Below are 25,251 nucleotides of genomic sequence, written 5' to 3' on the forward strand. Positions count from 1 at the left end.
GTTAACCACTAGAACCGCCAGAAGCCACCGTGTTGCATCTGTTCCCGCGGGGACAAACAGCGGCGGCCCGCGTTCCTAGAGTCGCGTGCTTCGAAAGACACGACGAGGAGCGAACGAGACATGAAGACCCTGATCCACGCCATCGCGCTGTGCGCCGCCGCCTGCCTGGCCTTGCCGGCGGCGCACGCGGCCACGGTGCAGCAGCATGCGCTGCAATCGACGGTGCCCGATCCGCTCGCGGGCGCCGATGCGGCCAGGGGCACCAAGGTCGCGTTCACGCTGTTCCTGCCCGATGCGAAACCCGAGGGCGGCTATCCGCTGGTGCTGCATGCGAGCGGCTTCGGCCTCGGCCGGCTGCGCGAACTGCCGCCGCGCGACACCGATCCGGGCGCGAGCTACTGGTCGCGCGTCGACCGCCTCGTGCCCACGCTGGTCGAGCGCGGCTATGCGGTGATCAGCTTCGACCACCGCGGCCATGGCGACAGCGGCGGCGACAGCCGCATCATGGATCCGCAGGCCGAGATCGCCGACATTCGCAGCCTGATCGACTGGGCCGAGCGCGAGCTGCCGCTGCGCAAGGGCGCCGACGGCAGGCCGCGCATCGGCAGCATCGGCGGCTCGTACGGCGGCGGCTACCAGATGCAGCTCGCGCAACTCGAGCCGCGCATCGCGACCGCGATCCCGTCGATGACCTGGTACGACCTGCAGCATTCGCTCGCGCCCCAGGGCGTGCTCAAGCAGGGCTTCGTGCAGTTCGAATGCTTCATGGCGCAGCGCGGCAAGGTGCGCGACGGCGGCCTGCTGCGGCCGCTGTGCGAGACGGCGCCGAAGCCCGGAGCCTGGGCCTGGAACGACATGGGCGCCGATGCGCAGCGGCTGCGCGATGCCTACCAGGCGCACGGGCCCTCGGGCCTGAGCTGGGCCGGGCAGCCGTCGCGCCGCGTCGATGCGCTGGTGGTGCAGGCCAGCGAGGACGTGCTGTTCGACATGGACGAGGGCCTGCGCAACTGGCGCCAGCTGAAGGCCGGCGGCGGCGACGTGCGGCTCATGGTGCTGCGCTCGGGCCATGTGAATCCGCGCGCGGGGCAGCGCGACAAGCCCGCGCGCTGCGGCGGCGTCGATGCCATGGACGCGATGCTCGGCTGGCTCGATGCCAAGCTGCGCGACATCGAGCCGGCCGCGCCTTCGGTGCCCCAGCTGTGCATCGCGCTCGACGACGGCTCGGCCTTCGAGGGCACGGCGCCGATCGCGGCGCAGTTCGGCGCGGCCCTCGCGCTCACCGAGGTGCGCGCCGGTTCGCCGGCGCCGGTCTTCGTTCCCTTACTCACCGATGCGCCACGCGGCGCGGTGCTGGCCGGCGTGCCCGAGGCCGAGCTCGACGTGCGGGCGGCCGGCGGACCCGGCGTGGCCCTGGTGGGGCTCGCGCTGCGCCGCAACGGCGAGCTGATGCTGCTGTCGGACCAGGTGGTGCCCGCGCCGCCGGGGCGGCAGCGCATCGCGCTCGGCGGTGTGGCCGCGCGCCTGCGGCCCGGCGACGAGCTCGGCGTGGCGCTGTTCGCCACCCATGCGCAGTACGTCTGGGCGCCCGCGTCGGGCGCGCCGGTGGCCGGCATCGCCGGCGACAACGCCTATGCGGTCTCGGGCCGCGTGTGGCTGCCGCTCGCGGCCGAGGGCGCGGCGCGGTAGGCGCGCAGCGCATCGAGGTCGCGCAAGGTCACGACCTGGTAGCCCAACGTGAGCAGGCCCTCGGCCTCGAGCCGCCGCAGCGCCGCGTTGAGCCGCGGGCGCGACATATTGCAGTAGAGCGCGAGCTCGGCCTGCGACACCTGCAGCTCGAGCGAGCGCGGCGGAAAGCCCGCCGGGCTGAACAGCGAGGCCAGGCTCTGCGCGACCTTGGCGACCGGGTCGAGCGTGCGGTCCGACAGCGTGACGGCCATCGACTGCGTGAGCCGCTCGCTCAGCAGCTGCAGCACGAAGCGGTTGAAGGCGCGGTTGCCGTCGAGCAGGTGGAAGAAGGCCGCCTTCGGCATCTTGATGACCACCGCGTCGGACAGCGCCACCGCGTCGCAGAAGCGCGGCTCGTTGCGGATCAGCTCGACCTCGCCGACCCAGCTGAAGGCCTGGCCCATGAAGGTGACCGGCTTGCCCGAGGCCGAGGTGGTGCACAGCTTCATGCTGCCGCGCCCCATGCCGACCCAGTGCTCGGCCGGATCGCCGCGGTGCCAGATGGCCTGGCCAGCGGCGAGTTCGACGAAGCGCAGCTGCGGCAGCAGCACCTCGGCCTCGTCGTCGCTCAGCGTGTGGGCCCAGACGCAGCCGCGCCAGCGCGACTTGAGCGAGGCGATCTCGCCGGGGTCCATGCGGCGTCGGCCGGCCCGTCGCGGATCAGGCCGCTTCGGTTTCCTGGTACTCGCCCACGGGCACGCAGCTGCAGAACAGGTTGCGGTCGCCGTAGACGTTGTCGACGCGGCCGATCGGCGGCCAGTACTTGGCGTCCTTGAGCCCGGCCAGCGGGAAGGCGCCGAGTTCGCGCGCATAGGGGTGGCCCCATTCGCTGCCGAGCAGGCTCGCGGCCGTGTGCGGCGCGTGCTTGAGCGGGTTGTCGTCCTTCGGCCAGACGCCTTCCTCGATGCGGCGGATCTCGCCACGGATGGCGATCATCGCCTCGATGAAGCGGTCGAGCTCGGCCAGCGGCTCGCTCTCGGTCGGTTCCACCATCAGCGTTCCCGGCACCGGGAAGCTCAGCGTGGGCGCATGGAAGCCGTAGTCGATCAGGCGCTTGGCGACGTCCTCGGCGGTGACGCCGCTGGTGTCCTTGAGCGGACGCAGGTCGAGGATGCACTCGTGCGCGACGTGGCCGTTGGGGCTCGCGTACAGCGTGGGGTAGTGGTCCTTGAGCCGCGCGCTGATGTAGTTGGCACTGAGGATCGCGGTCTCGGTCGCGGCCTGCAGGCCCTTCGCGCCCATCATGCGGCAGTACATCCAGCTGATCGGCAGCACGGCCGCATTGCCCAGCGGCGCCGCCGACACGGCACCCACGCCATGGCCCGACACGCCCGCGGTCGCATGGCCCGGCAGGTAGGGCACGAGGTCCTCGACCACGCAGACCGGGCCCACGCCCGGGCCGCCGCCGCCATGCGGGATGCAGAAGGTCTTGTGCAGGTTCAGGTGGCTCACGTCGCCGCCGAACTCGCCCGGCGCGGCCACGCCCACCAGCGCGTTCATGTTGGCGCCGTCCACATACACGCGGCCGCCGTGCGCGTGGACCAGCTCGCACAGCTCCTTCACGCGGGTCTCGAACACGCCGTGCGTGCTCGGGTAGGTGATCATCACCGCGGCCAGGTTCTTGCCGTGCTTCTCGCAGGCGCGCTTGAGGTCGTCGAGGTCCACGTTGCCCTGCGCGTCGCAGGCCGTCACCACCACCTGCAGGCCCACCATCTGCGCGCTCGCGGGATTGGTGCCGTGCGCCGACGAGGGAATCAGGCAGATGTTGCGGTGACCCTCGCCCTTGGCCTCGTGGAAGGCGCGGATCGCCAGCAGGCCCGCGTACTCGCCCTGCGAGCCGGCATTGGGTTGCAGGCTGATGCCCGCGTAGCCGGTGGCCTCGCAGAGCCAGGCGCGCAGCTGGGCGTCGAGCTGGGCATAGCCCTGCAGCTGCTCGGCCGGCGCGAAGGGATGGATGTTCGCGAACTCGGGCCAGGTGATCGGGATCATCTCGCTGGTCGCGTTGAGCTTCATGGTGCAGCTGCCCAGCGGGATCATGCTGCGGTCGAGCGCGAGGTCCTTGTCCGACAGGCTGCGGATGTAGCGCAGCATCGCGGTCTCGCTCTTGTGGGTGTTGAACACCGGGTGCGAAAGGAAAGCGCTCGCGCGGCGCAGCGCCTGCGGAATGCGCGGCGCGGTGTTGGCGGCCAGCTCCTCGAAGCGCGGCATCGGCGTGCCGGCGGGCACGAACAGCGCCCACAGGGTCTCGACGTCGGCGCGCGTGCTGGTCTCGTCGAGCGAGATGCCCAGGTGCTGCTGCAGCCGCTGGCGCAGGTTCACGTTGGCGGCCTGCGCGCGCTCGAGGATCTTCGCGGTGTCGTCGCCGGTGCGGATGGTCAGCGAATCGAAGGCGGTCTCGTTGACCGGCTCGCGGCCCATCTGGGCCAGGCCGCGCGCGAGGATGGCGGTGAGCGCGGCCACGCGCTGCGCGATGCGCGTGAGGCCGTCGGGGCCGTGGTAGACCGCGTACATGCTCGCGACCACCGCGGGCAGCACCTGCGCGGTGCAGATGTTCGAGGTCGCCTTCTCGCGCCGGATGTGCTGCTCGCGCGTCTGCAGCGCGAGGCGGTAGGCGGGGCGGCCATGGGTGTCGACGCTCACGCCGACCAGGCGGCCCGGCAGCGAGCGCTTGAAGTCGTCGCGGCAGGCCAGGTAGGCCGCGTGCGGGCCGCCGTTGCACAGCGGCATGCCGAAGCGCTGGGTGGTGCCGCAGACGATGTCGGCATCCCATTCGCCGGGCGGCGTGAGCAGGGTCAGCGCCAGCAGGTCGGCCGCGACGCAGAAGGCCGCGCCGTACTGGTGGGCGTGGCCCGCGAGCGGGCGCAGGTCGTGCACGTGGCCGGTGGTGGCCGGGTACTGCGCCAGCACGCCGAAGAATTCGCCGCTGGCCATCAGGTGCGGCAGGGTTTCGGAAGCGGTGCTGACCTTGACCTCGATGCCCAGCGGCGCGGCGCGCGTCTTCACCACTTCGATGGTCTGCGGATGGCAGTCGCCCGAGACCAGGAACACGTTGCTCTTGCTCTTCACGCTGCGCTTGGCCAGCGTCATCGCCTCGGCGGCCGCTGTGGCCTCGTCGAGCATCGAGGCATTGGCGATCGCCATGCCCGTGAGGTCGCAGACCATGGTCTGGAAGTTGACCAGCGCCTCCATGCGGCCCTGCGAGATCTCGGCCTGGTAGGGCGTGTAGGCCGTGTACCAGGCCGGGTTCTCGAGGACGTTGCGCAGGATCACGCCCGGCGTGTGGGTGCCGTAGTAGCCCTGCCCGATGAAGTTGCGGAACACCTTGTTCTTCGACGCGATCGCCTTGAGCTCGGCCAGCGCGTCGGCCTCGGTGGCCGGTGCCGGCAGCCGCATCGGCTTGCTGCGCCGGATCGCCGCGGGCACGATGCCATCGATGAGTTCGGCGCGCGTGGCCGACCCGATCACGGGCAGCATGCGCGCCTCGTCGTCGGCATCGATGCCGATGTGGCGGGCGATGAATTCCTCGGCGTTCTCGAGTTCTTGCAGGGTGGGCAGGGCGGCGGGGGTGGGCATGGCGGGCGGGGGAAGAGAAGGGGGAGCGGACTTCCGGACGCGAGCCTTCGCGTCCGGCCATCCGGTTTCAGGAGCTCAGGATTCCTCGGCGAACTTGCCGTAGGCGGTTTCGTCCATCAGCGCGTCGAGCTGCGCCGGTTCGGACAGCTTGACCTTGAAGAACCAGCCTTCGGCCAGCGGCGCGCTGTTGGCGAGCGAGGGATCGGCGCGCAGGGCTTCGTTGACTTCGGTGATCTCGCCCGAGACGGGCATGAACACGTCGGCCGCGGCCTTCACCGATTCGACGACGCCGGCGACCTCGCCCTGGGCGAAGCTCTTGCCGACCTCGGGCAGGTCGACGAAGACCACGTCGCCCAGCGCGTCCTGCGCATGGACGGTGATGCCGACCGTGGCGTTGCCGCCCTCGGCCTGCACCCATTCGTGGTCCTTGGTGTACTTGATGCTCATGTTGAAAAACTCCTCGTGGATAAAAAGTGGCCGATGCCGGGGCGTAGGTTAGCCGCGACGGCGGTCCGCCGGATGTCCGGTCGTCAGCCGCGGTAGTAGCGCGTCTGCACGAAGGGCAGGGTCGAGACCTCCATCGGCACCGGCTTGCCGCGCACGATGGCCTGCACCCGGGTGCCGGGCTCGGCGAAGGCGGTGGCCACGTAGCCCATGGCGACCGGCCGGTCGGCCGTCGGGCCCAGCAGGCCGCTGGTGACCTGGCCGATGTCCTGGCCCTCGAAGGACTGCAGCGGCGTGCCGTCGCGCACCGGGATGCGCTCGAGCGCGACCAGGCCAACGCGGCGGCGCTTCAGCGTGTCGTGGTCGAGATGGCCGGCCGCGCCGGTGGCGGCCACGAGCTGCGCCAGAATCTTCTCGGCGCCGGGGAAGCCGCCCGCGCGCGCGCCGCCCGTGCGGCGCACCTTCTGGATCGCCCAGTTGAGCGAAGCCTCGACCGGCGTGGTGCCGGTGTCGATGTCGCTGCCGTAGAGGCACAGGCCGGCCTCGAGCCGCAGCGAGTTGCGCGCGCCCAGGCCGATGGGCTTGACCTCGGGCTGGGCCAGCAGCAGCCGCGCCAGCGCGTCGGCCTCCTTCGCGGCGACCGAGATCTCGAAGCCGTCCTCGCCGGTGTAGCCGCTGCGCGTGACGAAGGCTTCGATGCCGCCGATCTGCACGGCGCCGCCGGTCATGAACACGAAGCGCTCGATGCCGGGCGACAGCCGCGCCAGCGTGGCCGCGGCCTGCGGGCCCTGCAGCGCGAGCAGCGCCTGCTCGGGCAGCGGCTGCACCTGGCAGCGCTGGCCGATCTTCTGCTGGATGTGGGCGATGTCGGCCACCTTGCAGGCGCCGTTGACGATCACGAACAGCGAGCCGTTGCCTTCGTTGAAGAACATCAGGTCGTCGAGGATGCCGCCCTGGTCGTCGAGCAGCAGGCCGTAGCGCTGCTTGCCCGCGGGCAGGTCGATCACGTCGACCGGCATCAGGGTCTCGAAGGCGGCCGCGGCATCGGGGCCGGACAGGCGCAGCTGGCCCATGTGGGAGATGTCGAACAGGCCCGCGGCCTCGCGCGTGTGCCTGTGCTCGGCCATCAGGCCGGCCGGGTACTGGACCGGCATCGAGTAGCCGGCGAAGGGCACCATGCGGGCGCCGAGTTCCAGGTGCAGCGCGTACAGCGGGGTCTTGAGCAGTTCGGATTCGGGGGCGGAAGCAGCCACGGGGCACTCCTGGGGGCAGCAATCGAATGCCATGGCTCGCGCCATGGGGCCACCCCTGCTGTCCGCTTTACCTGAGAGATTCGCCCCACGATCGGGGTTTGCTCCTTCGGTGGACCGGGCGCCTGCGGCACCGGCCTCTCTCCAGCAAGGAAACGCCGTCCCGCGAAGGCCGGCGCTGTGTCAGTCCTTTTGCCTGAGCGTTCGGGGGTTCCCTGCGCCTTCGGCGGCCCCGTGCGGGGCTCTCTCCTGACCCCGGCGAGTGTAGTGGATTGCGGGCCGCTTCAGCCGCGGCCGCGCAGCCGGTCCGACAGCGCCCGGCAGATGGCGTCGTGGGCCCGGCCGGCGGCGGCCGAGTGGGCGAAGAAGCCGAAGAAGGGGTGGAACATGTCGTCGAAGGCCAGCAGCCGGGTCGGCACGCCGGCCGCCTCGAGCCGGTGCGCGTAGGCCAGGCCTTCCTCGCGCAGCGGGTCATGGCCGGCGACGGCGATCAGGGTCGGCGGCAGGCCCGCGAGCTCCGCCGCGCGCAGCGGCGAGGGCGGCACCTCGGTGGCGCGGTGGGCCGAGGCGCCCATGCAGAGCCGGGCGATCTCGCGCAAGTCGGCGGGCGCGAGCATCGGATAGTCGATGCCGCGGGCCTCGATCGCGGCCACGTCGCGCGCCATGTCCAGGCCCGGCACCACCAGCAGCTGGGCCGCCAGCGGCTGTGCATGGCCGCGCAGCGCCAGCGCGGCGCAGGCGGCGAGGTTGGCGCCCGCGCTTTCGCCGGCCAGGGCGACCCGGGACGGATCGCCGCCGAGCATTTCCGCATGGTCCAGCGCCCAGCGGGTCGCGGCCAGTGCATCGTCGTGCGCGGCCGGGAACGGGTGCTCGGGCGCCAGCCTGTAGTCCACCGAGACCACCACGGCCTCGACGTCGCGGCAGAGCTTGCGCGCGATGTCGTCCATCAGCTCGACGCTGCCGAGCACGAAGCCGCCGCCGTGCAGGAACACCACGGTCGGCAGCACGGCCTCGGCCGAGACGGGCCGGTAGACCCGCACCGGCACGCGCAGGCCCTGGTGTTCGGCGACGCGGTCCTCGGTGGAAGCCACGACCGGCAGCGTCGTGCGCTCGCGCGCCGCCATCACCGCGCGGCGCATGCGTTCGCGCGCCTCGGCGGGCGTGCCCGAGAACGGTGGTGGGGCCCCGTGGGCGCGCATGGCCGCGACGATCGTCGCGAGCTGGGGATCGAGCGCGGCGCTCATGCCAGCCCCAGCACATAAGCCTGCGAATCCGCCGCGCGCTGCCGCAGCCGATCGAGGTCCACATCGAGCAGCCGGCCGTCGCGCTTCACCGGCCGGCCCGCGACGAACACGCTGTCGACATTGCCCGGATGGGCCGCCAGCACCACCGCGCCGACCGCGTCCGAGACCGGCGCCAGGTTCAGGTCGTCGGCGCGGATCAGCACCACGTCGGCCTGCTTGCCCGGCGTGAGCGAGCCCACCTTGTGCGCGAGTCCGTTCGCCTGCGCGCCGGCCAGGGTGGCGAAACCGAGCACGTCGCGCAGGCCCAGCGTCGCCGGGGCGTTCTTCGTCTTCGAATGGCCCCCGCCCATCCACGAGCGGTAATAGGCCAGGGCATGGCGCATCTGCGTGAACATGTCGCCCGCGCACTTGGTCTCGGTGTCGCCGCTGAGGCTGGGCCGGATGCCCACGGCCAGCAGCCGGTCGAACGGGATGTCGCCCATGCCCTGCGCATTGAGTTCGCAGTGCACGCCGAGCGAGGCGCTGACCCCGGCGTCGGCCATCATCGAGAACTCGTCGTGGTGCGAGCAGCAGCAGTGCACGAAGGTCAGGTCGTCGCCGAGCACGCCGGCCTCGTGCATTTGCGCGATGCCGCGCACGGCGGCGTTGCGCGCGTAGGCGCCCATGTGGATGCTCGAGCGGATGCCGAGTTCGCGCGCCAGCCGCAGGTCGCCGAGCCAGGTCTCGCGCTGCGCCATCTCGGGGCCGCGCGCGGCCATCGCGAGCGTGAGCAGCTGGTTGTCGCTCGAGAAGTAGCGCTCGCGCAGCCGCCGGATGTCCTGCGGATGGCCGCGCTCGCTGCCGAACATCCACGAGGCGCCGTCGACCAGTGGCCAGCCGTGCGCGAACACGCCGCGGATACCGGCGTCGCGCAGCGCCGCGATCGCCGCGTCGGAATGCTCGGGGCTGTTCTGCACGTGCGACCAGTCGAGCATCGTGGTGATGCCGCTGTCGAGCGCCGCGACCGCGCCCAGCAAGGTGCCGGTGTAGACGTCCTCGGGCCGATAGGCCGCGCCCTTGGCGCCCAGCATCTCGGCGAAGTAGATCTGCGAATCGATGTCGGCATAGCGATGCCGCACGCAGCTCTGCCAGGTGTGGCGATGCGTGTCGACGAAGCCGGGCAGCACGATCATGCGGTCGGCCTCGATCCGTTCAGCATCGGGAGCATCGATGCTCGGCGCGATCGCGACGATGCGCTCGCCCTCGATCAGCACGTCGCCACGGCGCAGCTCGCCGATGGCCGGGTCCATGCTCAGCACCCAGCCGCCCGCGATCAGCAGTGGCCTGTGGTCGTTCTTCATCACATCACCTCTTCATCCAGCGCCAGAGTTCGGTCTCGACCTCGGCGGCGCGCGCCACGTCCGCGCTCGCCCAGGCCACATAGGCATCGGGCCGCACCAGCATCGCCTGCACGCCGCGCATGGCGGGCGGCACGCGCGCCACGCGGGCCGGCACCAGGGTCACGGGCAGGCCCTGCAAGTCCAGCGATTCGAACTGCCGCGAATTGCCCTCGAGATCGAGCAGCAGGAAGCGCCGCTCGCGCAGCAGCTCGGCGACGCGCACCGAGCGGCCGTCGCGCGTGACGAGGTCGAAGTCGGGCAGCCGCTGGCCGGCCAGCGGGTGGCGGTCGGCCTCCCGGGCGCGACCTGGATAGGGCTGCTCGAGCCCGCACAACTCGAGCACCAACTGGCGCTGCACTTCGGGCAGCGGAATGATGTGCCGCGCGAGCCGGCGCTTGAGCGCCACCGCGTCGGGTTCGAAATTGAACTGCAGCACGCACTGCGCCTTCACGCTCTCGAGCAGCGCATGCATCACCGGCAGGCGCTCGGCGTCGTAGCTGTCCAGCGTGGCCTCGCCGGCTACGCCCGTGACGACGTTCGCGAGCTTCCAGCCCAGGTTGAAGGCATCCTGCAGGCAGAAGTTCATGCCGACGCCGCTGGCCGGGTAGTGGATGCGCGCCGACTCGCCGACCAGGAACACGCGCCCCTGGCGCAGGCGTGGCACGGCGCGCATCTGGTCGTCGAAGCGAGAGGCCCAGCGGAAGCCCTCGATGCCGTAGTCGCTGCCGAGCACGTCGCGCAGGCACTGCTTCGCTTCCTCGAGCGTCACCGGCTCGTCCTTGGTCGCATGGCGGCGGTCGCGGTGCACGATGTTGAAGCGCGTGATGCCCTCGCCGAAGGCATAGCCGCGCACCCAGCCCATCTCGTTGTCGGCGCCGGTGCGCCCGCCGGGCCAGGGCGCGCTGAGCTCGGCGTCGATCACGATGCCGCGGAAGGTGCCCGAGTGGCCCTCGAAGGGCAGGCCGCACTGGGTTCGCACGGTGCTGCGGCCGCCGTCGGCGCCCACCAGGTACCTGGCGCGCAGCGTCGACACTGCGCCCGACGGGTCGGCCACCTCGATCTCCACGCTCTCCGTATCCTGCCGCACGGCGTGCACTTCGGCACCACGGCGAAGCTCGGCGCCGCTGTCGGCCGCCCAGTCCCAGAGGATCTCCTCGGTCATGTTCTGCGGCAGTCCGAGCGTGAAGCCGAAGCGGGTGTCGAGGTGCTCCCACTCGATCGACTGGAAGCCGGCCCAGATGTGGCTCGAACGGAAGGGGTAGTCGAGGATCCGCCTCGTGCGCTCGATGAAGCGGTCGGCGATGCCGCGCGCGTCGAACAGCTCGAGCACGCGCGGCAGCAGCGTGCCCGCGCGCGACTGCACGCCCTCGATGCGCCGCTCCAGCACCAGCGTGCGCGCGCCCGAACCCGCCAACTCGGCCGCCATGGTCAGGCCCGAGGGGCCGCCACCGACGACGATCACGTCCCACTGCATTGAATCTCCGGTCACTCGATCTCCTTGGAAGAAAACTTTTTAGAAGGCGTGCGTCATGCCGACTTCGAACGCCGACTGGCGGCGGCCGCCCGCGACGGCCTGGCTGCGCAGCACCGCCTTCTGCCCGGGCCCCGCCTTCTGCAGCACGCCGAGCAGGTACAGGCTGGTGCGCTTGGACAGCGCGTAGTCGACATGGCCATGGACCTGATCCCAGCGGTAGCTCGCGAGCTTCGTGAGCGAATAGCCGCCGCCGATGCGCAACTGGTTCGTGAGGTACTTGTAGGCACCGACGTCGAGGGTTCGCGCCGTCTCCGTCTGCTGCAGTCCGGCCGCCGACAGGCGCGTGTGGCTGTAGTTGCCCATCCAGCGCCAGCCGTCGCTGGTGTAGGCCAGCCCGACCGTGGCCGTGTCCTGCGTCTGCGACAGGGTCGTGCCCGGGGCCTTGGAGAAGTCGACGCCGTAGAGGCTGGGCACGCCGAGCCGGGTCGCGGGGGCGTACGGGATGCCCCGGACCGACTCCCAGATCGCGAGCGCCTGCAGCGGACCGCTGGCATAGCTGAGTTCCGCGCCGACGGCGCGCCCGACGTTGGTGGTCGAATCCGGCTCCGCGAAGCCGTACATGGCGCCGAACTGGAAGCCGCCGAACACCGGCGACTTGTACTTGACGAGGTTGCTCAGCGAGTTGCCGACCGTGCGGTCCAGGTTGCCGGGATGCGTGGCGAGCAGCGAGGTGTAGCGCTCCGAGGTGAAGGGCGTCGCGTCGGCGAGCAGGTCGTACATCGCGCCCAGCGTGAGCGTGCCCCAGGTGCCCGAGCTCAGGCCCATGTAGCTCTCGAGCGGCGCGAGCGTTCCGCTGTCGACGAAGACCGAGTTGCTCCAGCGGAAGATCGCGCGCAGGTCGCCGCCCAGCGATTCGCTGCCGGTCAGCGCCAGGAAGGGCGCGGCATGCGTCGAGGTCATCTGCAGTTGGCTGCGGCCGCCCGAGTCGCGGGTGTAGAGCACGCCGCTGCCGAGCAGGCCCGACAGCTTGAGTTCCGATTGCGCCTGCGCGCCCTGCGCCAGCGAGAGTCCCGACAGGGCGAGCAGCAGGGCCTGGGTGTTGCGTTGGATCATGAGGGTGTGGCTCCCGGAAGGCTGCTGCGGGATCACGACGACATCCGCCGCTCGAGGGCCGCGCCCGAGGTCTCGCGCCGCGCGAGCCGGCCGCCGAGCAGCAGCGCCGCGCCGATCGCGATGCAGCCCGACAGCGCGAACACCGTGGCCATCGCCGAGGGCAGGGCCAGGGCCTGGCCGTCGTAGAGATGGCGCGCCACCAGTGCGATCAGCGTGGGCGAGCCCGACTGGGCGATCAGCCCGTTGAGCACCAGTACGATCGCCATCACCATGCCGATGCCGCCGGCCGGCACGGTGCGCGCCACGAAGGTCGAGGCGACCGCCATGAAGCTCCACGAGCACAGCACCACCAGCGCATCGAGCAGCCAGAAGGCCGTGAGATCGCCGGTCAGGCACATCGACACGCTGAACAGCGTGGTGGCCGCGGCCACCACCGCGCCGATGCGCGCGACCGCCGCGAGCCCGGTGGCGCGGTCGAGCGCCACGCCGACCAGCCACAGCCCGAGCGGGCCCATCGTCAGCAGCAGGCCGCCCTGCATCAGGCCGATGTCGCGCAGCTCGAGACCGTAGCGGCGCGCGATCATGGTGGGTATCCAGGCCGCCATGCCGAAGCCGATCATCGAGCTGCCGACCGCGAAGGCGAACAGCGGCACGAACAGCCGCCGCTGGCCGGCCAGCCAGCGCAGCACGGTGCGCAGGCTCTCCTGCGGACGAGCGGCCGCATCGCGCTGCGAGCGCGGATCCTTGAAGCAGAAGATCAGCAGGCTCAGCGGCAGGCCGGCCACGCCGATCATGAACAGCGTCAGCTGCCAGGCCGAGACCTCGCCGACGAAGGGCAGCGCATGGATGCCCGAGGCCTGCACCAGGTGCAGCAGCGGCCCGCCGAGCACCAGCGACAGGCCGGTGCCCAGCATCATCGACATGGTGTAGACCGAGAGCGCGCGGGCGCGGCGCCGGTCGTCCACGCCGTCGCGGATCAGCGAATAGGAAGAGGGGGGCGTCAGCGCCTCGGCCGCACCGACGACGGCGCGCGCGATCACCAGCGCGATGAAGGCGGTGGCCGCCGCGTTGGCCGCCACCGCCGCCGACCAGACCAGCACGCCGGTGGCGATCACGAGGCGGCGGTCGAAGCGGTCGGCCAGCCAGCCGGCCGGCAGGCCGACCAGGATGTTGGCGACCGCGAAGGCGGTGCCGATCAGGAAGCTGATCTGGATGTCGCTGACGCCGAAGTCGCGCTGGATCGGACCGACCATCAGAACCAGGATGTTCTTGTCGATCTGGGCCAGCATGTTCAGCAGGGTCAGGCAGGCCACCAGGGCCCACTGCGCGCGTGCGCGCTTGCGTTGGTCTTGCATCTTGTCTTGTCTCCGGTTGCTTGTTCTGCGAGCTCGCGATGGCTCGTTGGAGGCGGATGATCCGGGCCGGCGATGCATATGCAAAATTCATTCTTTAAATTCGATGCATTTGCCGCGCAAATTCCTGGAAGATCCCGCGCGAATCAAGGAGACGACCCATGCGCTTCAACAAACTCGACCTCAACCTGCTGGTGGTGCTCGATGCGGTGCTGACCACGCGCAGCGTGAGCCGCGCCGCCGAGCGGCTGTACCTGAGCCAGCCGGCGACCAGCCTGTCGCTGAGCCGGCTGCGCGAGTACTTCGAAGACGAGCTGCTGGTGCCGGTCGGCAAGACGCAGGTGCCGACCGCGCTCGCCAACGAGCTGATGAAGCCGGTGCGCGACGTGCTGCTGCAGCTGCAGACCATCACGCGTGCGCGGCCCGGCTTCGACCCAGCCACCTCGACCCGGCGCTTCACCATCGAGTCCTCGGACTACGTGATCAGCGTGCTGCTGTCCGAGGTGGTGCGGCGTGCCGCGACGCTCGCGCCGCTGATGCAGTTCGACCTGCGCGCCATGAGCCCGCAGATGCGCGAGCACCTCGACAGCGGCGAGATCGAGCTGCTGATCTCGCCCGATTTCGCGATCGTGCCCGGGCATCCGTCCGAGCCGCTGTTCGAGGACACCTTCTCCTGCCTGCTGTGCCTCGACCAGGCCGTCAAGGGCAAGCGGCTCGGCGCCGAGCAGTACTTCGAGTCCGCCCATGTCGGCATCGAATGGGCCGGCGGCCGGCGCGTGACCTTCGACGCGCGGCTCATCTCCACGGGCCGGCGCACGCGCCGCCAGGACGTGATCGCGCCCAACTTCACGCTGGTGCCCGAGCTGCTGCTGGGCACCGCGCGCATCGCCACCCTGCCGACGCGGCTCGCGCACCAGATGGCGCGGCGCTTTCCGCTGCAGGTGCAGCCCTGTCCGGTCGAGATTCCGGGCTTCACCGAGAAGCTGCAGTGGCACAAGCACCAGGACCGCGACCCGGCGATCGTCTGGCTGCGCTCGCTGCTGCGCGAGACCGCGCAGGGGCTGCCCGAATTGAAGAGCTTGAAGGCCGCGCGTTCAGCGGCGCCGCGGCGACGCGCCTGAGCTCAGTGCACCACTTCGGCCGGCGGCAGCAGCCGGTCGATGCGCTCGCGCAATGACTCGGCGCGCTCGGTGCCGGCCGTCTTCTCGACCTCGGTCAGCATCAGCGCGGCGATGGTCAGCATGGCCTCGCGGTCGCGCGCCTCGCGCAGCGCGTCGCGCATCTGCAGCGCGAAGCGCGGATCGCGGCGCACGAACATGCGTTCGCAGATGTCGAACAGGAACATGCGCGTGGTGGCCAGCGAGCGCTTGCCGTCGAAGGTGTCGGCGGCAGTCGAGACGTGGATGGGTTCGACGGCCGGCGCAGGCTGCGGTGCCGTCGCTGCTTCGGCCACGGCCGCGGCTTGCGCCGCTTTCGGATCGTGCAGGTAGCCGCGCTCCACCAGCGTCATCAGCGCCTGCTCGGCTTCGCCGCGGCTCGCGAACAGCGGGCTGAAGTCGGTCAGCGAACGGCGGCCGTCGGCCATCAGCAGCAACGCCCGTTCGCGCTGGCTCAGGGTGCGCTGTCCGCCCTGGAGTTCGTCGCGCGCCTTGTCGGTCTTGGTGGGAAACATGCGGTGCCGCCGGGTCCGGGATGGAGCCCGAGCTTCAGGGATGCGCGTGACACCTTCATGAAGCGCCGAAAACCAAAGGCCTCAAGGAATGTCGATCCGCCAAAGGGTTGTACCGCTGCCATGGCTGCCGGGCTCCGTGCTTCAATTTCTGCGCCTCGCGAAAATCAACAAAGGGAGTCAGCCATGCGTTTCCACAAGCTCGATCTGAACCAGCTCGTGATCCTCGATGCCCTGCTGTCCGAACGCAGCGTCGGGCGTGCCGCCAGGCGGCTCTACCTGAGCCAGCCCGCCACCAGTTGCGCCTTGAGCCGCCTGAGAGAGTACTTCGAGGACGACCTGCTGGTCATGGTCGGAAAGGCCCAGGCGCTGACGCCGCTGGCCTGCGAACTGCAGCAGCCGATCCGCGACGTGCTGCTGCAGGTGCAGACCATCACGCGCATCCGGCCCTCGTTCGATCCGACGACTTCCGCGCGGCATTTCACGCTCGAATCGTCGGACAACGTCATCCTGGTGTTCCTGCAGGAAGCGGTGCGTCAGGCCGCGCTGCGCGCGCCGCTGATGGAGTTCGACCTGCGCCTGCTCGGCGCGCGTTCCAAGGAGCACCTGGACAGCGGCGAGATGGAGCTGCTGATCTGCCCCGATTTCGCGGCCGTGCCGGGCCATCCGATGGAGCCGCTGTACGAGGAGTCCTTCTCCTGCGCGGTATGGACCGGCCATCCGACGGTGCGCGACCGGCTGGACGTGGCGCAGTACTTCGACTGCGGGCACGTGGGCCTGGCCTGGCCCGACGGACGGCGCGTGACGGTGGACGCCCACGTGGTAGAGATCGGGCGGCACAAGCGGCGCCAGGAGGTCATCGCGCCGAACTTCGCGCTGATGGCGGAGATGGTGCTCGGCACTTCGCGCATCGCGACCCTGCCCACCCGGGTGGCGTTGAAGATGGCCGAACGCTTGCCGCTGCGCGTGCTGCCCTGCCCGATCGAGCTGCCGCACTTTCACCAGGTGCTGCAATGGCACAAGTTCCTCGAGCGGGACCCGGCGCTGGCGTGGCTGCGTGCGCTGCTGCTGGAGATCGGGCGGGCGATGCCGGCGCTGGCCGCGCTCGAGGGTGGGAGCGTTGCGGCGCCGGGCCGGCGCCGTGCCGCGAAGCCGGCCGCAACCGCGGCCGCCTGAACCTGCCGGCCGAAGAGCCGTTCAGAGATCGAGCACCAGCCGCGTGCCGGTGCAGCGCGAGACGCAGATCAACATCGTCTTGCCCGACTGCTGTTCCTCGCGCGAGAGGATGCCGTCGTTGTGCTCGAGCGCGCCATCGAAGTCCAGCACCGGGGTTTCGCAGGCACCGCACACGCCGCCCTTGCAGCTGTGCGCGGGGTCGAGACCGGCCTCGAGCAGCGCATCGAGCACCGACTGTCCCGCGGCGACCCGCACCGACCGGTTGCTCCTGCGGCACAGCACCTCGAAGCCATCGCCCGTTGCCGCGGCGGCGGGCTGGAGCGCGGTGAAGCGTTCGATGTGGGCGTGCGGATATCGATGCCGCTCGCAGGCTTGCAGGAAGGCTTCGAGCATCGGCGCCGGGCCGCAGCCGTAGTAGTGGCTGTCGCTGCCCCGGCCCGCGAGCAGGCGGGTCAGGTCGGGCGGTCCGCCTTGCTCGTCGTCGAAATGCCAGGCGACCCGCAGGTGCGGGCCGAAGGCCGCGATCGCTTCCCCGAAGGCCGCTTCCCTCGCGCTGCGCGCGCAGTAGATCAGCTCCACCGGCCGCCCCTGCGCGACCAGGTGCTGGAGCATGCAGAAGATCGGCGTGATGCCGATGCCGCCGGCGACCAGCACGCTGCGCGGCGCGTCGGCGTGCAGTGCGAAATGGTTGCGCGGGGGCGAGATCGCAAGGCGGTCTCCCACGCGCAGCTGCCGATGCACGCAGTGCGAGCCGCCGCGGCCGTTGCGCTCGTCGAGCACCGCCACCACATAGCGGTGGCGTTCGCCGGGCGCATTGCACAGCGAGTAGCTGCGCACCATGCCGTTGGGCAGGTGCAGGTCGATGTGCGCGCCCGCCTCGAAGGGCGGGAACGCGATGCCCGCGGCGGCGGGCCGCAACTCCACGCCGAGGATGCCCTCGGCTTCGTGGCGCAAGGTGTGCACCATGGCGTCGAGTGTCGAAGCGGTCATGGCGGGCTCACAGCTTGAACAGCGATCGGGCATTGGTCTCGAACAGCTGCGCCATCTGCTGCGCGCTGCAGGCCGTGGCCTCGGTTTCATGGACTTCGTCGGCCACGTACTCGAAGGGATAGTCCATGGCGTAGAGCACGCGCTCGGCGCCCAGCTGGGCTTGGCAGAACGCGATGACCGGCGCGGACGCCATGCCGCTGGTGGTGACGAAGATGTTCTGGCGCAGGTAGTCGCTGGGCTTGCGCTCCAGCTTGGCCCAGGAGCCATAGCGGCCGGTGGCGGCGCCGGCCCGGTACATGAAGTCGAGCCGGCTGAGCCAGAACGGCAGGCCCTCGCCGAGGTGTCCCAGCACCAGCTTGAGCCGCGGATAGCGGTCGAACACGCCCGAGACGATCAGCGCCAGCGCATGCATGCCGGTCTCGACCGCGAAGCCGAAGATCGCGCCGTCGAGGCCGCGCGCCAGCAGCGGCGCGATCAGGCCGCGCGAGGGCGAGGTCGGATGCAGGTAGATCGGCACGTCGAGCGCCTGCGCCGCCTCGAAGATCGGCCAGCAGCGCGGGTCGTCGAGGTAGCTGTCGTGCGTGTGGGAATTGACGATGGCGCCCTTCAGGCCGAGCGTGCGGACCGCGCGCTCCAGCTCCCGCGCGGCGCGTTCCGGGTCGTGCGGCGCGATCGCCGCCAGGCCGGCATAGCGGTCGGGATGGCGCGCGATGTTCTCGGCCAACGCGTCGTTGAACGAGACCGCGAGCGAGCTGGCCGTGGGCGCGTCGAACACCTGGATGCCCGGGGAGGCCAGCGACAGCAGCTGCATGTCGATGCCCGCGGCATCCATGTCGCGCAGGCGCCCCTCGCCCAGGTCCTGCAGCTTGGCAATGATGGACTGCGTGCGCGGCGAGGGATTGTTCAGGAAGTAGCGCCACGAACTGGTGAAGCCGGGGTCGTCGCTGTGGCCGCCGTCGATCAGCCGGCGGTAGGCCTGGATCAGTTCGGGCGGGGCATAGGCCTCCTCGGTGGCGATGCGGCGATAGGCGCGCGCGGGCGGCATGTCGAGTCGGTGGTCGTTCATGGCCGGGGACCTTCCGGCGCACGGACCTGGTCGCCCGCGCGGAAGATGTCGTCGTAGTCGCGCCCGCCCAGGCACTGGAATTCCCACCAGTTGCCGTCGCGGTCCTCGAGGTAGAAGCCGTAGTCGCCGTGCAGTTCGCGCGCCGGCAGCACGCGCCGTATGCCGTAGTCCTCCTGGTGCTGCAGCGCGAGCGCGCGCGCGATGTCGACCGCGGCGCGCGATTCGAGGTCGAGGCCCCAGTGGTTGTGCACGTCGAGTTTCTGTTCGCGCGGCGAGGGCAGGCAGACCACGGTCCAGTAGCCGCCGAGGCGGATCATCATGGCCCGTCCGGCGACATGCTCGACGCAGTCGAGACCGAGGAATTCCTCGTAGAAGCGGCGCGAGGCCGCGAGATCGCGGCAGCTCAGCGTGCCGTGGGACAGGCGCAGCGGGCGGTTCAACTTGAGGGTGCTCATGGCTGGGGGCTCCTGGGGGAATGAAGAGGGTGGGCGACGACCGGATTGACGAGCGGGCCGATGCCCAGGCCTTCGATCTCGACGCGCACCACGTCGCCGGGTTGGAGGAAGACGTTCCGGGGCATGCCGACGCCGGCCGGCGTGCCGGTGGCGATGAGGTCGCCGGGGCGCAGCGTCACGCGGCGGCTGAGGTAGGCGATCTGCTCGGCGATGCTGAAGATCATCTGGTCGGTCGACGCCTCTTGCTGCAGCACGTCGTTGACCCAGAGCCGTAGCGTCAGGTCGTAGGGATCGGCGACCTGGTGCGCGGGCACGATGGCCGGTCCCAGCGGTGCGGAGCCCTCGAAGCCCTTGCAGCTGAGCCAATCGAGCCAGCCTGGCCATTCCTCGCGGCGGAACAGGTCGCGCGCCGACAGGTCGTTGAGGATGGAGTAGCCGAACACATGGTCCATCGCGCGTTCCACCGGCACGTCGCGCGCGGGCCGGCCGATGACGACGGCGAGTTCGGCCTCCCAGTCGAGCTTGTGCGAGCCGGCGGGCAGCACGATCGGCGCGCCGGGACCGATGATGGAATGGGCCGCGGGTTTCGAGAAGAAGAAGGGGGCGGCGATCTTCTTGTCGATGTCGCTGCGCTGGCCGCCGGTCATCTCTCTCAGATGGCAGCGGTAGTTCGGGCCGCTGCAGAACAGGCCGCCGCCGACGACGGGCGGCGCCGGCCGCAGCTGCGCCAGGTCGCGCGGCGCGGCGAGCGATCCGTCCTCGACCGCGGCGAGCCGCGGTTCGAGTATCGGCCAGGCCGCGATGAGTTCGGGCATCGTGGCCTCGGCCAGCGGCAGACCGTGCGCGGTGGCGAGGTCGCTCCAGGCGACCATCGTGTCGCCGAGCGCGAGGCCCGGTCGGCTGCGATCGTTGGCGTCCAGGTAAGAGACCAGGGTGAAGGGGCGCATGGGGTGTTCCTTGTCGAGCCAGGGTTGGGGGCCGGTCACGAAGACGCGGGCGATGAAGGGAAACGGGGTGCCAGCAGGAACAGCGCGGCCGCGAGGGCCAGCATGGCCGCCGACAGGACGAGCGGTGCGTCGTAGCTGCCGGTGCGCGCATGCAGCTGGGCGATCAGCAGGGCGCTGCAGGCGCCGCCGGCCATGAGGGCACCGTAGAAGACGCCGTAGGTACGACCGAAGCGTGCGATCGGGAAGTAGCGCGAGACCAGGTAGGCCAGCACGTCGAGTTCGGCGCCCATCGCGAAGCCGATCGTGAACGCCGCGGGCAGCGCCAGCATCGGGTGGCCGGTCGTCAGCAGCAGCAGGCCGCCCGCGAACAGCAGCATGACGACGGCGATGACCCGCGGCGCGAACAGGTGGTCGATCAGCAGCCCGGTGACCAGGCGCCCCAGCAGCACCGCCACCCCGATCAGCGCCGCCATCGTGCCCGCCTCGGTGGCGCTCAGGCCGCGGTCGCGCATCATCGCGATGAAGTGGACGATGTAGCCCGAGCCGAACAGCATCGGCAGCACGAAGGCGGCGATCAGCAGCCAGAACAGCGGGCGCCGGTGCAGCGGCAGATCGTGCGTGGCCTGGGCCGGCGCGGCCGCAGCCCGCACGGGCGCGCGGTCCACCTCGGGCCCGAGCAGCCACATCGCGGGCGCGCCGAGCAGCACGACGAAGGCCGACAGCGAGAGGTAGCCGCCGCGCCAGCCCACCGCTTCCACGATCCGCGGCAGCACGAGCGGCGCGAGGATCGCCACCACGCCGAGGCCGCTCATGGCCAGCCCGAGCGCGAGGCCGCGCTTGGCATCGAAGCGCGCGCTGATGGCGCGCGAGTAGCCCACCGGCGTCGCGGCCACGCCGAGCAGCGACAGCAGGGCCTGCAGGCTCAGGAACAGCGGCAGCGTGGCCGGCAGCAGCGCGATCGCGGCATAGCAGGCCGCCTGCGCGCACAGCGAGAACACGATCGGTGCGCGGATGCCGTGCCGGTCCATGAACCGGCCCGCGAACGGGGACAGCAGCGCGATGGCCGCGGTGTGCACGACGTTGGCCAGCGCCAGTTCGCTGCGCGACCAGCCCAGCGCATGGTTCAGCTCGGCGAAGAAGACCGAGCTCGTGTAATAGAACAGGGCCGACGAGCTGACGCAGATGCCCAGCGTCGAGCCCAGCAGCAGGCGCCAGTGGCGCGCGAGTTCGGCGTTGTCAGCGCGCATCGCGGTCTCCGTCCGGCGCGGCCGTGGCCAAGGTCGCGGCGATGCCGGGATCGAGCGCGCCGTCGATGAGCACGAACAGCATGCGGCAGGGCCGCTGCGAGCGATTGGCCCACGCGTGGTTGGTGCCGCGCTGTACCACCACGCTGCCCGCGGCCAGCTTCACTTCGGAGTCGTCGAGCACCAGCGTGATCTCGCCCTCCATCACGATGCCGTAGTCGAGCGAGGCGGTGCGGTGCATCAGCGGATGGGGCGAGCCGGCCCGCGCGGTGGAGTGGGCGTCGTTGCCGGTGCGCGCGAACAGTTCCTTCATGCGTTGCGCGCCCTGCGCGAGGAACTCGGGCGTGTCGGGCGGCATGTCGACGAAGCGCAGGCGGGTGCCGCGCGGCGCGGGCGCCAGCGTCAACGGGCCCGGTGTCGGGTCGGGGCCGTTGTCGATGGCCGCGGGGCTGGCGCTGGTGTTCCAGAGCTCGTGGAACACGGTGCCCGGAATGGCCGCGAGCTCGACCACGGTGGGCAGCGCTCCGTCGATGGCGACGATGGCCTTGCCGGTGGCATCGTGGCCGGTGACCACGCGGTGGACCGGAGGGAGGGGAGTCAGTGTCATGGCTGTTGTCTCGGTGGGAGGAAGCAATGTCAGAACGCGTGCGTGATGCCCGCGTCGACGCCGGTGGAGCGGCCGCCGGCGAAGTTGCCCGCGGTGGTGGGCGGTCCGCCGGGCAGTGCCAGGAACGAGGCGCCGCGGTTCGACAGGCGCGCGACGTTGGCGTAGAGCGAGGTGCGCCGCGACAACGGGTACACGTAGCCGAGCGCGAGCTGCGTGCTGCCGTTGCCGTCGATGGGGCCGGCGCGGGTGCCGGGCGCGGGATGGGCATCGATGCGGCCCGCCTGGCGGCTGCGCGCATACGAGGCATTGAGGTAGCCGTGCGGCATCGGCAGGATGGCCGTGAACCGGACGACCGACTCCTTGCTGCCGGCCGCGCGGAACTGCCGCCACGACAGCGCGAGCCTGGCGCCGTCGAGGTCGTAGGACACCGAGGCCACGCTGTCGGTCAAGCGCCGCGCGGGCCCGCCGGCCACCACCTGCGCCTCCGAACGGGATTGCGAGAAGCCCGCGGCAAAGGGGCCGGCGTCGTAGCTCAGCCGGTACTGCCGCATGCCGGCCGCGCCGCTGGCCGAGACATCGCCCTCGCGCAAGGCGTAGGCCAGTTCGCCGGAGAAACCGCCGAAGCGGGGGCTCAGGTACTGCAGCATGTTGCGCGCGTAGTACATGGTGGTCTCGAAGCGCGAGACCGGGCCGAACACCTCGCGCCAGGGGCCGTTCTGCGGCGTGTCGAACAGGTTGCCCGAGCTGCCGATGCCGATCAGCCACGGCTCGCTGTCGAGCCAGAGGCGGTGGGTGGGCGTGTTGTCGTAGCCCAGGCGCAGCCTGCCATGCGTGCCGCTGCCGATCTCGAGATAGGAATGGCGGTTCCAGAAATGCTCGGCCAGCGTGGGCGAGCCGAGCTTGCCGGTGTCGGCATTGATCAGCGCCTCGAGGCGGAAGCCGGCCTGCCAGCCCGCGCCCAGTTCCTCGCTGCCGCGCAGGCCCAGGCGGCTGATGCGGTAGCCGCCGCTGGACAGCGTGGTCTTCGAGCCCAGGCCGCCGTTGTGCACGCTGCGAATGCCGAGGTCGATGGTGCCGTAGAGGGTGGCCGAGGACTGGGCGGCGCTGTCGGCGGCGAGCGCGGCCAGCAGCAGGGCCGCGAGCGCAGGAGGGCAGGCAAGGCTTGTCATGGATCGTGGGGTCTTTGCGGATGAGGAGGTCGCGAGCCCTTCGCGCAGCCCGTCGTGCGGCGCTGCGAAGACTCGTTGGGCGGAATACGGGAAGGCCTAGCGCTCGAACCAGCGGGCGAGCCGTGCCTCGAGTTGCGCGGTCCCCGCGAGCTCGTCGCTGGCCCAGTCCACGTAGGCGTCGGGGCGTATCAGCAGGGCCTTCACGCCAGTCATCGACGCGGGGGGACGGCCCAGGCGCGCCGGCACCAGGTCGACCGGCAGGCCGGCGAGATCGAGCTGCGCGAACTGGCCGCTGTAGCCCTCGAGGTCGAGCAGCACGAAGCGCCTGTTGCGCAGCATCTGCGCGACCCGTCGCGAACGGCCGTCGAGCGTGATCACGTCGAAGTCGGGCAGGCATCGGCCGGCCAGCGCATGGCTGCCCGGTCCGGTGTCATAGGGGTTCTCGAGCCCGCACAGCTCGCGCACCAGCTGGCGCTGTACCTCGGGCAGGGGCAGCAGGCGTTGCGCGAAGCGGCGCTTGAGGGCCACGCCTTCGGGCGAGAAGTTGAACTGCAGCGCGCATTGCGCCCTGACGCTGGCCAGCAGCGCCTGCATGACCGGATAGCGCTCGGCGTGGTAGCTGTCGAGCGTGGATTCGGGCGCGACGCCCTGGATCACGTTCGCCATCTTCCAGCCGAGGTTGAAGGCATCCTGCAGGCAGAAGTTCATGCCGACGCCGCTGGCCGGATAGTGCACGCGCGCCGACTCGCCGACCAGGAACACGCGGCCCCGGCGCAGGCACGGGACGGCACGCATCTGGTCGTCGAAGCGCGAGGCCCAGCGCAGCCGCTCGATGCCGTAGTCGGTGCCGTGCACGTCGCGGATGCACTGCCGCACTTCGTCCAAGGTCACGGGCTCGTCCCTGGGCGCATGGCGGCGGTCGCGGTGCACGATGTTGAAGCGCGTGATGCCCGCGCCGAACACGTAGCCGCGCACCCAGCCCATGTGGTTGTCGATGTCGATGCGCCCACTGGGCCAGGGCGCTTCGAGTTCGGCATCGACGGCCAGGCCCCGGAAGGTGCCCGCGTGGCCGTCGAACGCGAAGCCCCCGAGTTCGCGCACGGTGCTGCGGCCACCGTCGGCGCCGACCAGGTAGCGCGCCTGCAGCGTGTGGCTTTCGCCCGATGCGTCGAGCGCCTCCACCCGCACGCCGTCTCCGTCCTCGCGAAATGCCTGGAGCGCGGTGCCGTGCCGGATCTCGGCGCCGCTGTCGCCGGCCCATTGGCGCAGGATGTCCTCGGTGTGGTTCTGCGGCAGGCCCAGCGTGAAGCCGAAGCGCGTTTCGAGATGGCGCCACTCGATCGGCGTGAAGCCGGCCCAGATGTGCGTGGGACGGAAGGGGTAGGCCGCGATCTCGCGCGTTCGTTCGATGAAGCGCTCGGCGATGCCGCGTGCATCGAAGAGTTCGAGCAGGCGCGGCAGCACGGTGCCGGCCCGCGATTGAACGCCGCCCTGGCGCCGCTCCAACACCAGGGTCCGCGCGCCCGAACCCGCCAGTTCGGCCGCCAGTGTCAGGCCCGATGGCCCACCGCCCGCCACGATCACATCCCACTGCATGCTTGTCTCCCTGCGACGGCGCGGCAAGGGAATCGCCGCGCTCTTGTGGCAGCGATGATCGATTCGCGGTGGGCATCCGCAAAATCTATTCTTTGGATGCTCCGTATTTAGCGGATCAATTCGACCTGGGATGTGCGACCGACGCGGCGCAGCGCTGCGAGCGCGCGCCGTCTCGTCGAACGCCGGTGACCTGCGATGGCGTTCAGCCGCCCGCGCTTTCCTTGCGGATCAGCCAGCGGCCATCGACGCGCTGCAGCTCGAGCGTCTTGCGGCCGCTCTCCTTGATCTTGTCGGCGGCGTAGCTCTGCTTGAACTTCGCGGTGGCGGTGTTGCCGTTGATGCTGACCACCAGGTTGTCGACCTTCACGCTGATGCTCGACTTGTTGCCGATGCGCTTGCGGCGTTCCTCTTCCCAGGCCTTGTGGCTGCTGCCCTTGGCGGGCTGGAAGTCGCTCGCGTAGCTGGCGAGGTACTTGTCGACGTCCTTCGAGGCCCAGGCGGCGGCCCAGGCGCGCACGGCGGCCTCGACCTCGGCCGGCGCGGCGGCGGCCGCGGCGGGCGCAGGCGCGGGTGCCGCGGCGGGAGCCGGTGCGGCTGCGGCCGGTGCTGCTGCCGCAGGGGCCGCAGCAGGGGCCGGCGCCGCTGCCGGTGCGGGTGCCTTCGCGGGTGCATCGGCCGCCACGGCCGGTGCGACTGCACAGAGGCCGGCCAGGGCCGCCGCCGCGAGCACGGCACCTGCGGAGAGACGGGGAAGGAATCGATTCATGCGCATGTCCTG

22 protein-coding genes and 2 riboswitches are annotated in these 25,251 nt (G+C 70.8%); of the genes, 3 read left to right on the plus strand and 19 right to left on the minus strand.

Annotation, left to right across the window (positions count from 1 at the left end):
• The first annotated feature begins 120 nt into the window (after positions 1 to 120).
• Positions 121 to 1,686: an alpha/beta fold hydrolase gene (locus tag AC07PU_RS10855; RefSeq protein ID WP_495317391.1), complete on the plus strand. Its 1,566-nt coding sequence runs from the start codon at positions 121 to 123 to the stop codon at positions 1,684 to 1,686.
• Here the strand turns inward: AC07PU_RS10855 and AC07PU_RS10860 are convergent.
• The 9 genes from AC07PU_RS10860 to AC07PU_RS10900 all read right to left on the minus strand — a co-directional run bounded on the left by AC07PU_RS10860 (position 1,629) and on the right by AC07PU_RS10900 (position 13,557).
• Positions 1,629 to 2,360, minus strand: coding sequence for a Crp/Fnr family transcriptional regulator (locus AC07PU_RS10860; protein WP_296724845.1), 732 nt, complete (start codon positions 2,358 to 2,360; stop codon positions 1,629 to 1,631). The genes AC07PU_RS10855 and AC07PU_RS10860 overlap by 58 nt on opposite strands.
• Positions 2,361 to 2,385: 25 nt before the next feature.
• Positions 2,386 to 5,298, minus strand: a complete 2,913-nt coding sequence (gene gcvP, locus AC07PU_RS10865; RefSeq protein ID WP_495317394.1) for an aminomethyl-transferring glycine dehydrogenase — start codon at positions 5,296 to 5,298, stop codon at positions 2,386 to 2,388.
• A gap of 75 nt (positions 5,299 to 5,373) precedes the next feature.
• Positions 5,374 to 5,745 carry a glycine cleavage system protein GcvH gene (gcvH, locus tag AC07PU_RS10870; protein ID WP_495317396.1) on the minus strand — a complete coding sequence of 124 codons (372 nt, stop codon included), beginning with the start codon at positions 5,743 to 5,745 and terminating at the stop codon, positions 5,374 to 5,376.
• A gap of 83 nt (positions 5,746 to 5,828) precedes the next feature.
• Positions 5,829 to 7,028 (minus strand): glycine cleavage system aminomethyltransferase GcvT, encoded by a 1,200-nt coding sequence (gene gcvT / locus AC07PU_RS10875; protein ID WP_495317398.1) that lies wholly within the window; start codon positions 7,026 to 7,028, stop codon positions 5,829 to 5,831.
• 15 nt (positions 7,029 to 7,043) lie between these two features.
• Positions 7,044 to 7,150: riboswitch (glycine riboswitch) on the minus strand.
• 20 nt (positions 7,151 to 7,170) lie between these two features.
• Positions 7,171 to 7,254, minus strand: a riboswitch (glycine riboswitch).
• 22 nt (positions 7,255 to 7,276) lie between these two features.
• A complete protein-coding gene (locus AC07PU_RS10880; protein WP_495317400.1) occupies positions 7,277 to 8,236 on the minus strand; it encodes an alpha/beta hydrolase in 960 nt (319 codons plus the stop codon).
• Positions 8,233 to 9,576, minus strand: a complete 1,344-nt coding sequence (locus tag AC07PU_RS10885) for an amidohydrolase family protein (RefSeq protein WP_495317402.1) — start codon at positions 9,574 to 9,576, stop codon at positions 8,233 to 8,235. Before AC07PU_RS10885 ends, AC07PU_RS10880 begins: the two co-directional genes overlap by 4 nt.
• 4 nt (positions 9,577 to 9,580) lie before the next feature.
• On the minus strand, positions 9,581 to 11,104 hold the full coding sequence (locus AC07PU_RS10890) for an FAD-dependent monooxygenase (RefSeq protein WP_495317404.1): 1,524 nt from the start codon (positions 11,102 to 11,104) through the stop codon (positions 9,581 to 9,583).
• A 24-nt stretch (positions 11,105 to 11,128) separates the two neighbouring features.
• Positions 11,129 to 12,202: a porin gene (locus AC07PU_RS10895; RefSeq protein WP_495317406.1), complete on the minus strand. Its 1,074-nt coding sequence runs from the start codon at positions 12,200 to 12,202 to the stop codon at positions 11,129 to 11,131.
• A gap of 32 nt (positions 12,203 to 12,234) precedes the next feature.
• On the minus strand, positions 12,235 to 13,557 hold the full coding sequence (locus AC07PU_RS10900; RefSeq protein WP_495317407.1) for an MFS transporter: 1,323 nt from the start codon (positions 13,555 to 13,557) through the stop codon (positions 12,235 to 12,237).
• 158 nt (positions 13,558 to 13,715) lie between these two features.
• On the opposite strand from AC07PU_RS10900, the gene AC07PU_RS10905 reads away from it, so the two are divergent.
• A complete protein-coding gene (locus AC07PU_RS10905; RefSeq protein ID WP_093344912.1) occupies positions 13,716 to 14,675 on the plus strand; it encodes a LysR family transcriptional regulator in 960 nt (319 codons plus the stop codon).
• Between the two features lie 2 nt (positions 14,676 to 14,677).
• Here the strand turns inward: AC07PU_RS10905 and AC07PU_RS10910 are convergent, their stop codons facing one another.
• Positions 14,678 to 15,226: a hypothetical protein gene (locus AC07PU_RS10910; RefSeq protein ID WP_495317410.1), complete on the minus strand. Its 549-nt coding sequence runs from the start codon at positions 15,224 to 15,226 to the stop codon at positions 14,678 to 14,680.
• 183 nt (positions 15,227 to 15,409) lie between these two features.
• On the opposite strand from AC07PU_RS10910, the gene AC07PU_RS10915 reads away from it, so the two are divergent.
• Entirely contained in the window at positions 15,410 to 16,399 is a 990-nt protein-coding gene (locus tag AC07PU_RS10915) for a LysR family transcriptional regulator (RefSeq protein ID WP_495317412.1), read from the plus strand.
• Between the two features lie 21 nt (positions 16,400 to 16,420).
• Here the strand turns inward: AC07PU_RS10915 and AC07PU_RS10920 are convergent, their stop codons facing one another.
• The 9 genes from AC07PU_RS10920 to AC07PU_RS10960 form a co-directional block, all read right to left on the minus strand.
• Positions 16,421 to 17,389 (minus strand): PDR/VanB family oxidoreductase, encoded by a 969-nt coding sequence (locus AC07PU_RS10920; RefSeq protein WP_495317414.1) that lies wholly within the window; start codon positions 17,387 to 17,389, stop codon positions 16,421 to 16,423.
• 7 nt (positions 17,390 to 17,396) lie between these two features.
• Positions 17,397 to 18,455, minus strand: coding sequence for an amidohydrolase family protein (locus tag AC07PU_RS10925; protein ID WP_495317416.1), 1,059 nt, complete (start codon positions 18,453 to 18,455; stop codon positions 17,397 to 17,399).
• On the minus strand, positions 18,452 to 18,910 hold the full coding sequence (locus tag AC07PU_RS10930; protein WP_093344899.1) for a VOC family protein: 459 nt from the start codon (positions 18,908 to 18,910) through the stop codon (positions 18,452 to 18,454). Before AC07PU_RS10930 ends, AC07PU_RS10925 begins: the two co-directional genes overlap by 4 nt.
• Positions 18,907 to 19,857, minus strand: coding sequence for a fumarylacetoacetate hydrolase family protein (locus AC07PU_RS10935; protein ID WP_495317419.1), 951 nt, complete (start codon positions 19,855 to 19,857; stop codon positions 18,907 to 18,909). Before AC07PU_RS10935 ends, AC07PU_RS10930 begins: the two co-directional genes overlap by 4 nt.
• Positions 19,858 to 19,892: 35 nt before the next feature.
• Positions 19,893 to 21,104, minus strand: a complete 1,212-nt coding sequence (locus AC07PU_RS10940) for an MFS transporter (protein WP_495317421.1) — start codon at positions 21,102 to 21,104, stop codon at positions 19,893 to 19,895.
• On the minus strand, positions 21,094 to 21,708 hold the full coding sequence (locus tag AC07PU_RS10945) for a cupin domain-containing protein (protein ID WP_093344892.1): 615 nt from the start codon (positions 21,706 to 21,708) through the stop codon (positions 21,094 to 21,096). Before AC07PU_RS10945 ends, AC07PU_RS10940 begins: the two co-directional genes overlap by 11 nt.
• A gap of 29 nt (positions 21,709 to 21,737) precedes the next feature.
• Positions 21,738 to 22,877 carry a porin gene (locus AC07PU_RS10950; protein ID WP_093344889.1) on the minus strand — a complete coding sequence of 380 codons (1,140 nt, stop codon included), beginning with the start codon at positions 22,875 to 22,877 and terminating at the stop codon, positions 21,738 to 21,740.
• 96 nt (positions 22,878 to 22,973) lie between these two features.
• The gene (locus AC07PU_RS10955; protein ID WP_495317424.1) at positions 22,974 to 24,473 is read right to left on the minus strand and encodes an FAD-dependent monooxygenase; all 1,500 of its coding nucleotides are present in this window, start codon (positions 24,471 to 24,473) and stop codon (positions 22,974 to 22,976) included.
• Positions 24,474 to 24,675: 202 nt separating this feature from the next.
• Positions 24,676 to 25,239 (minus strand): L,D-transpeptidase Cds6 family protein, encoded by a 564-nt coding sequence (locus AC07PU_RS10960; RefSeq protein WP_395351619.1) that lies wholly within the window; start codon positions 25,237 to 25,239, stop codon positions 24,676 to 24,678.
• Positions 25,240 to 25,251: the final 12 nt, after the last annotated feature.

It is taken from the genome of Variovorax sp. GW821-FHT10D07 (assembly GCF_059415325.1).

Bases quoted from the DNA above. Each gene is read 5' to 3' on its own strand.
- AC07PU_RS10860 (WP_296724845.1), bottom strand. From the start codon at position 2,360: ATGGACCCCGGCGAGATCGCCTCGCTCAAGTCGCGCTGGCGCGGCTGC.
- AC07PU_RS10905 (WP_093344912.1), top strand. From the start codon at position 13,716: ATGCGCTTCAACAAACTCGACCTCAACCTGCTGGTGGTGCTCGATGCG.
- AC07PU_RS10910 (WP_495317410.1), bottom strand. From the start codon at position 15,226: ATGTTTCCCACCAAGACCGACAAGGCGCGCGACGAACTCCAGGGCGGA.
- AC07PU_RS10945 (WP_093344892.1), bottom strand. From the start codon at position 21,708: ATGACACTGACTCCCCTCCCTCCGGTCCACCGCGTGGTCACCGGCCAC.
- gcvH (WP_495317396.1), bottom strand. From the start codon at position 5,745: ATGAGCATCAAGTACACCAAGGACCACGAATGGGTGCAGGCCGAGGGC.
- AC07PU_RS10955 (WP_495317424.1), bottom strand. From the start codon at position 24,473: ATGCAGTGGGATGTGATCGTGGCGGGCGGTGGGCCATCGGGCCTGACA.
- AC07PU_RS10900 (WP_495317407.1), bottom strand. From the start codon at position 13,557: ATGCAAGACCAACGCAAGCGCGCACGCGCGCAGTGGGCCCTGGTGGCC.
- AC07PU_RS10855 (WP_495317391.1), top strand. From the start codon at position 121: ATGAAGACCCTGATCCACGCCATCGCGCTGTGCGCCGCCGCCTGCCTG.
- AC07PU_RS10935 (WP_495317419.1), bottom strand. From the start codon at position 19,857: ATGCGCCCCTTCACCCTGGTCTCTTACCTGGACGCCAACGATCGCAGC.
- AC07PU_RS10940 (WP_495317421.1), bottom strand. From the start codon at position 21,104: ATGCGCGCTGACAACGCCGAACTCGCGCGCCACTGGCGCCTGCTGCTG.
- AC07PU_RS10895 (WP_495317406.1), bottom strand. From the start codon at position 12,202: ATGATCCAACGCAACACCCAGGCCCTGCTGCTCGCCCTGTCGGGACTC.
- gcvP (WP_495317394.1), bottom strand. From the start codon at position 5,298: ATGCCCACCCCCGCCGCCCTGCCCACCCTGCAAGAACTCGAGAACGCC.
- AC07PU_RS10885 (WP_495317402.1), bottom strand. From the start codon at position 9,576: ATGAAGAACGACCACAGGCCACTGCTGATCGCGGGCGGCTGGGTGCTG.
- gcvT (WP_495317398.1), bottom strand. From the start codon at position 7,028: ATGGCATTCGATTGCTGCCCCCAGGAGTGCCCCGTGGCTGCTTCCGCC.
- AC07PU_RS10880 (WP_495317400.1), bottom strand. From the start codon at position 8,236: ATGAGCGCCGCGCTCGATCCCCAGCTCGCGACGATCGTCGCGGCCATG.
- AC07PU_RS10930 (WP_093344899.1), bottom strand. From the start codon at position 18,910: ATGAGCACCCTCAAGTTGAACCGCCCGCTGCGCCTGTCCCACGGCACG.
- AC07PU_RS10915 (WP_495317412.1), top strand. From the start codon at position 15,410: ATGCGTTTCCACAAGCTCGATCTGAACCAGCTCGTGATCCTCGATGCC.
- AC07PU_RS10950 (WP_093344889.1), bottom strand. From the start codon at position 22,877: ATGACAAGCCTTGCCTGCCCTCCTGCGCTCGCGGCCCTGCTGCTGGCC.
- AC07PU_RS10960 (WP_395351619.1), bottom strand. From the start codon at position 25,239: ATGAATCGATTCCTTCCCCGTCTCTCCGCAGGTGCCGTGCTCGCGGCG.
- AC07PU_RS10925 (WP_495317416.1), bottom strand. From the start codon at position 18,455: ATGAACGACCACCGACTCGACATGCCGCCCGCGCGCGCCTATCGCCGC.
- AC07PU_RS10920 (WP_495317414.1), bottom strand. From the start codon at position 17,389: ATGACCGCTTCGACACTCGACGCCATGGTGCACACCTTGCGCCACGAA.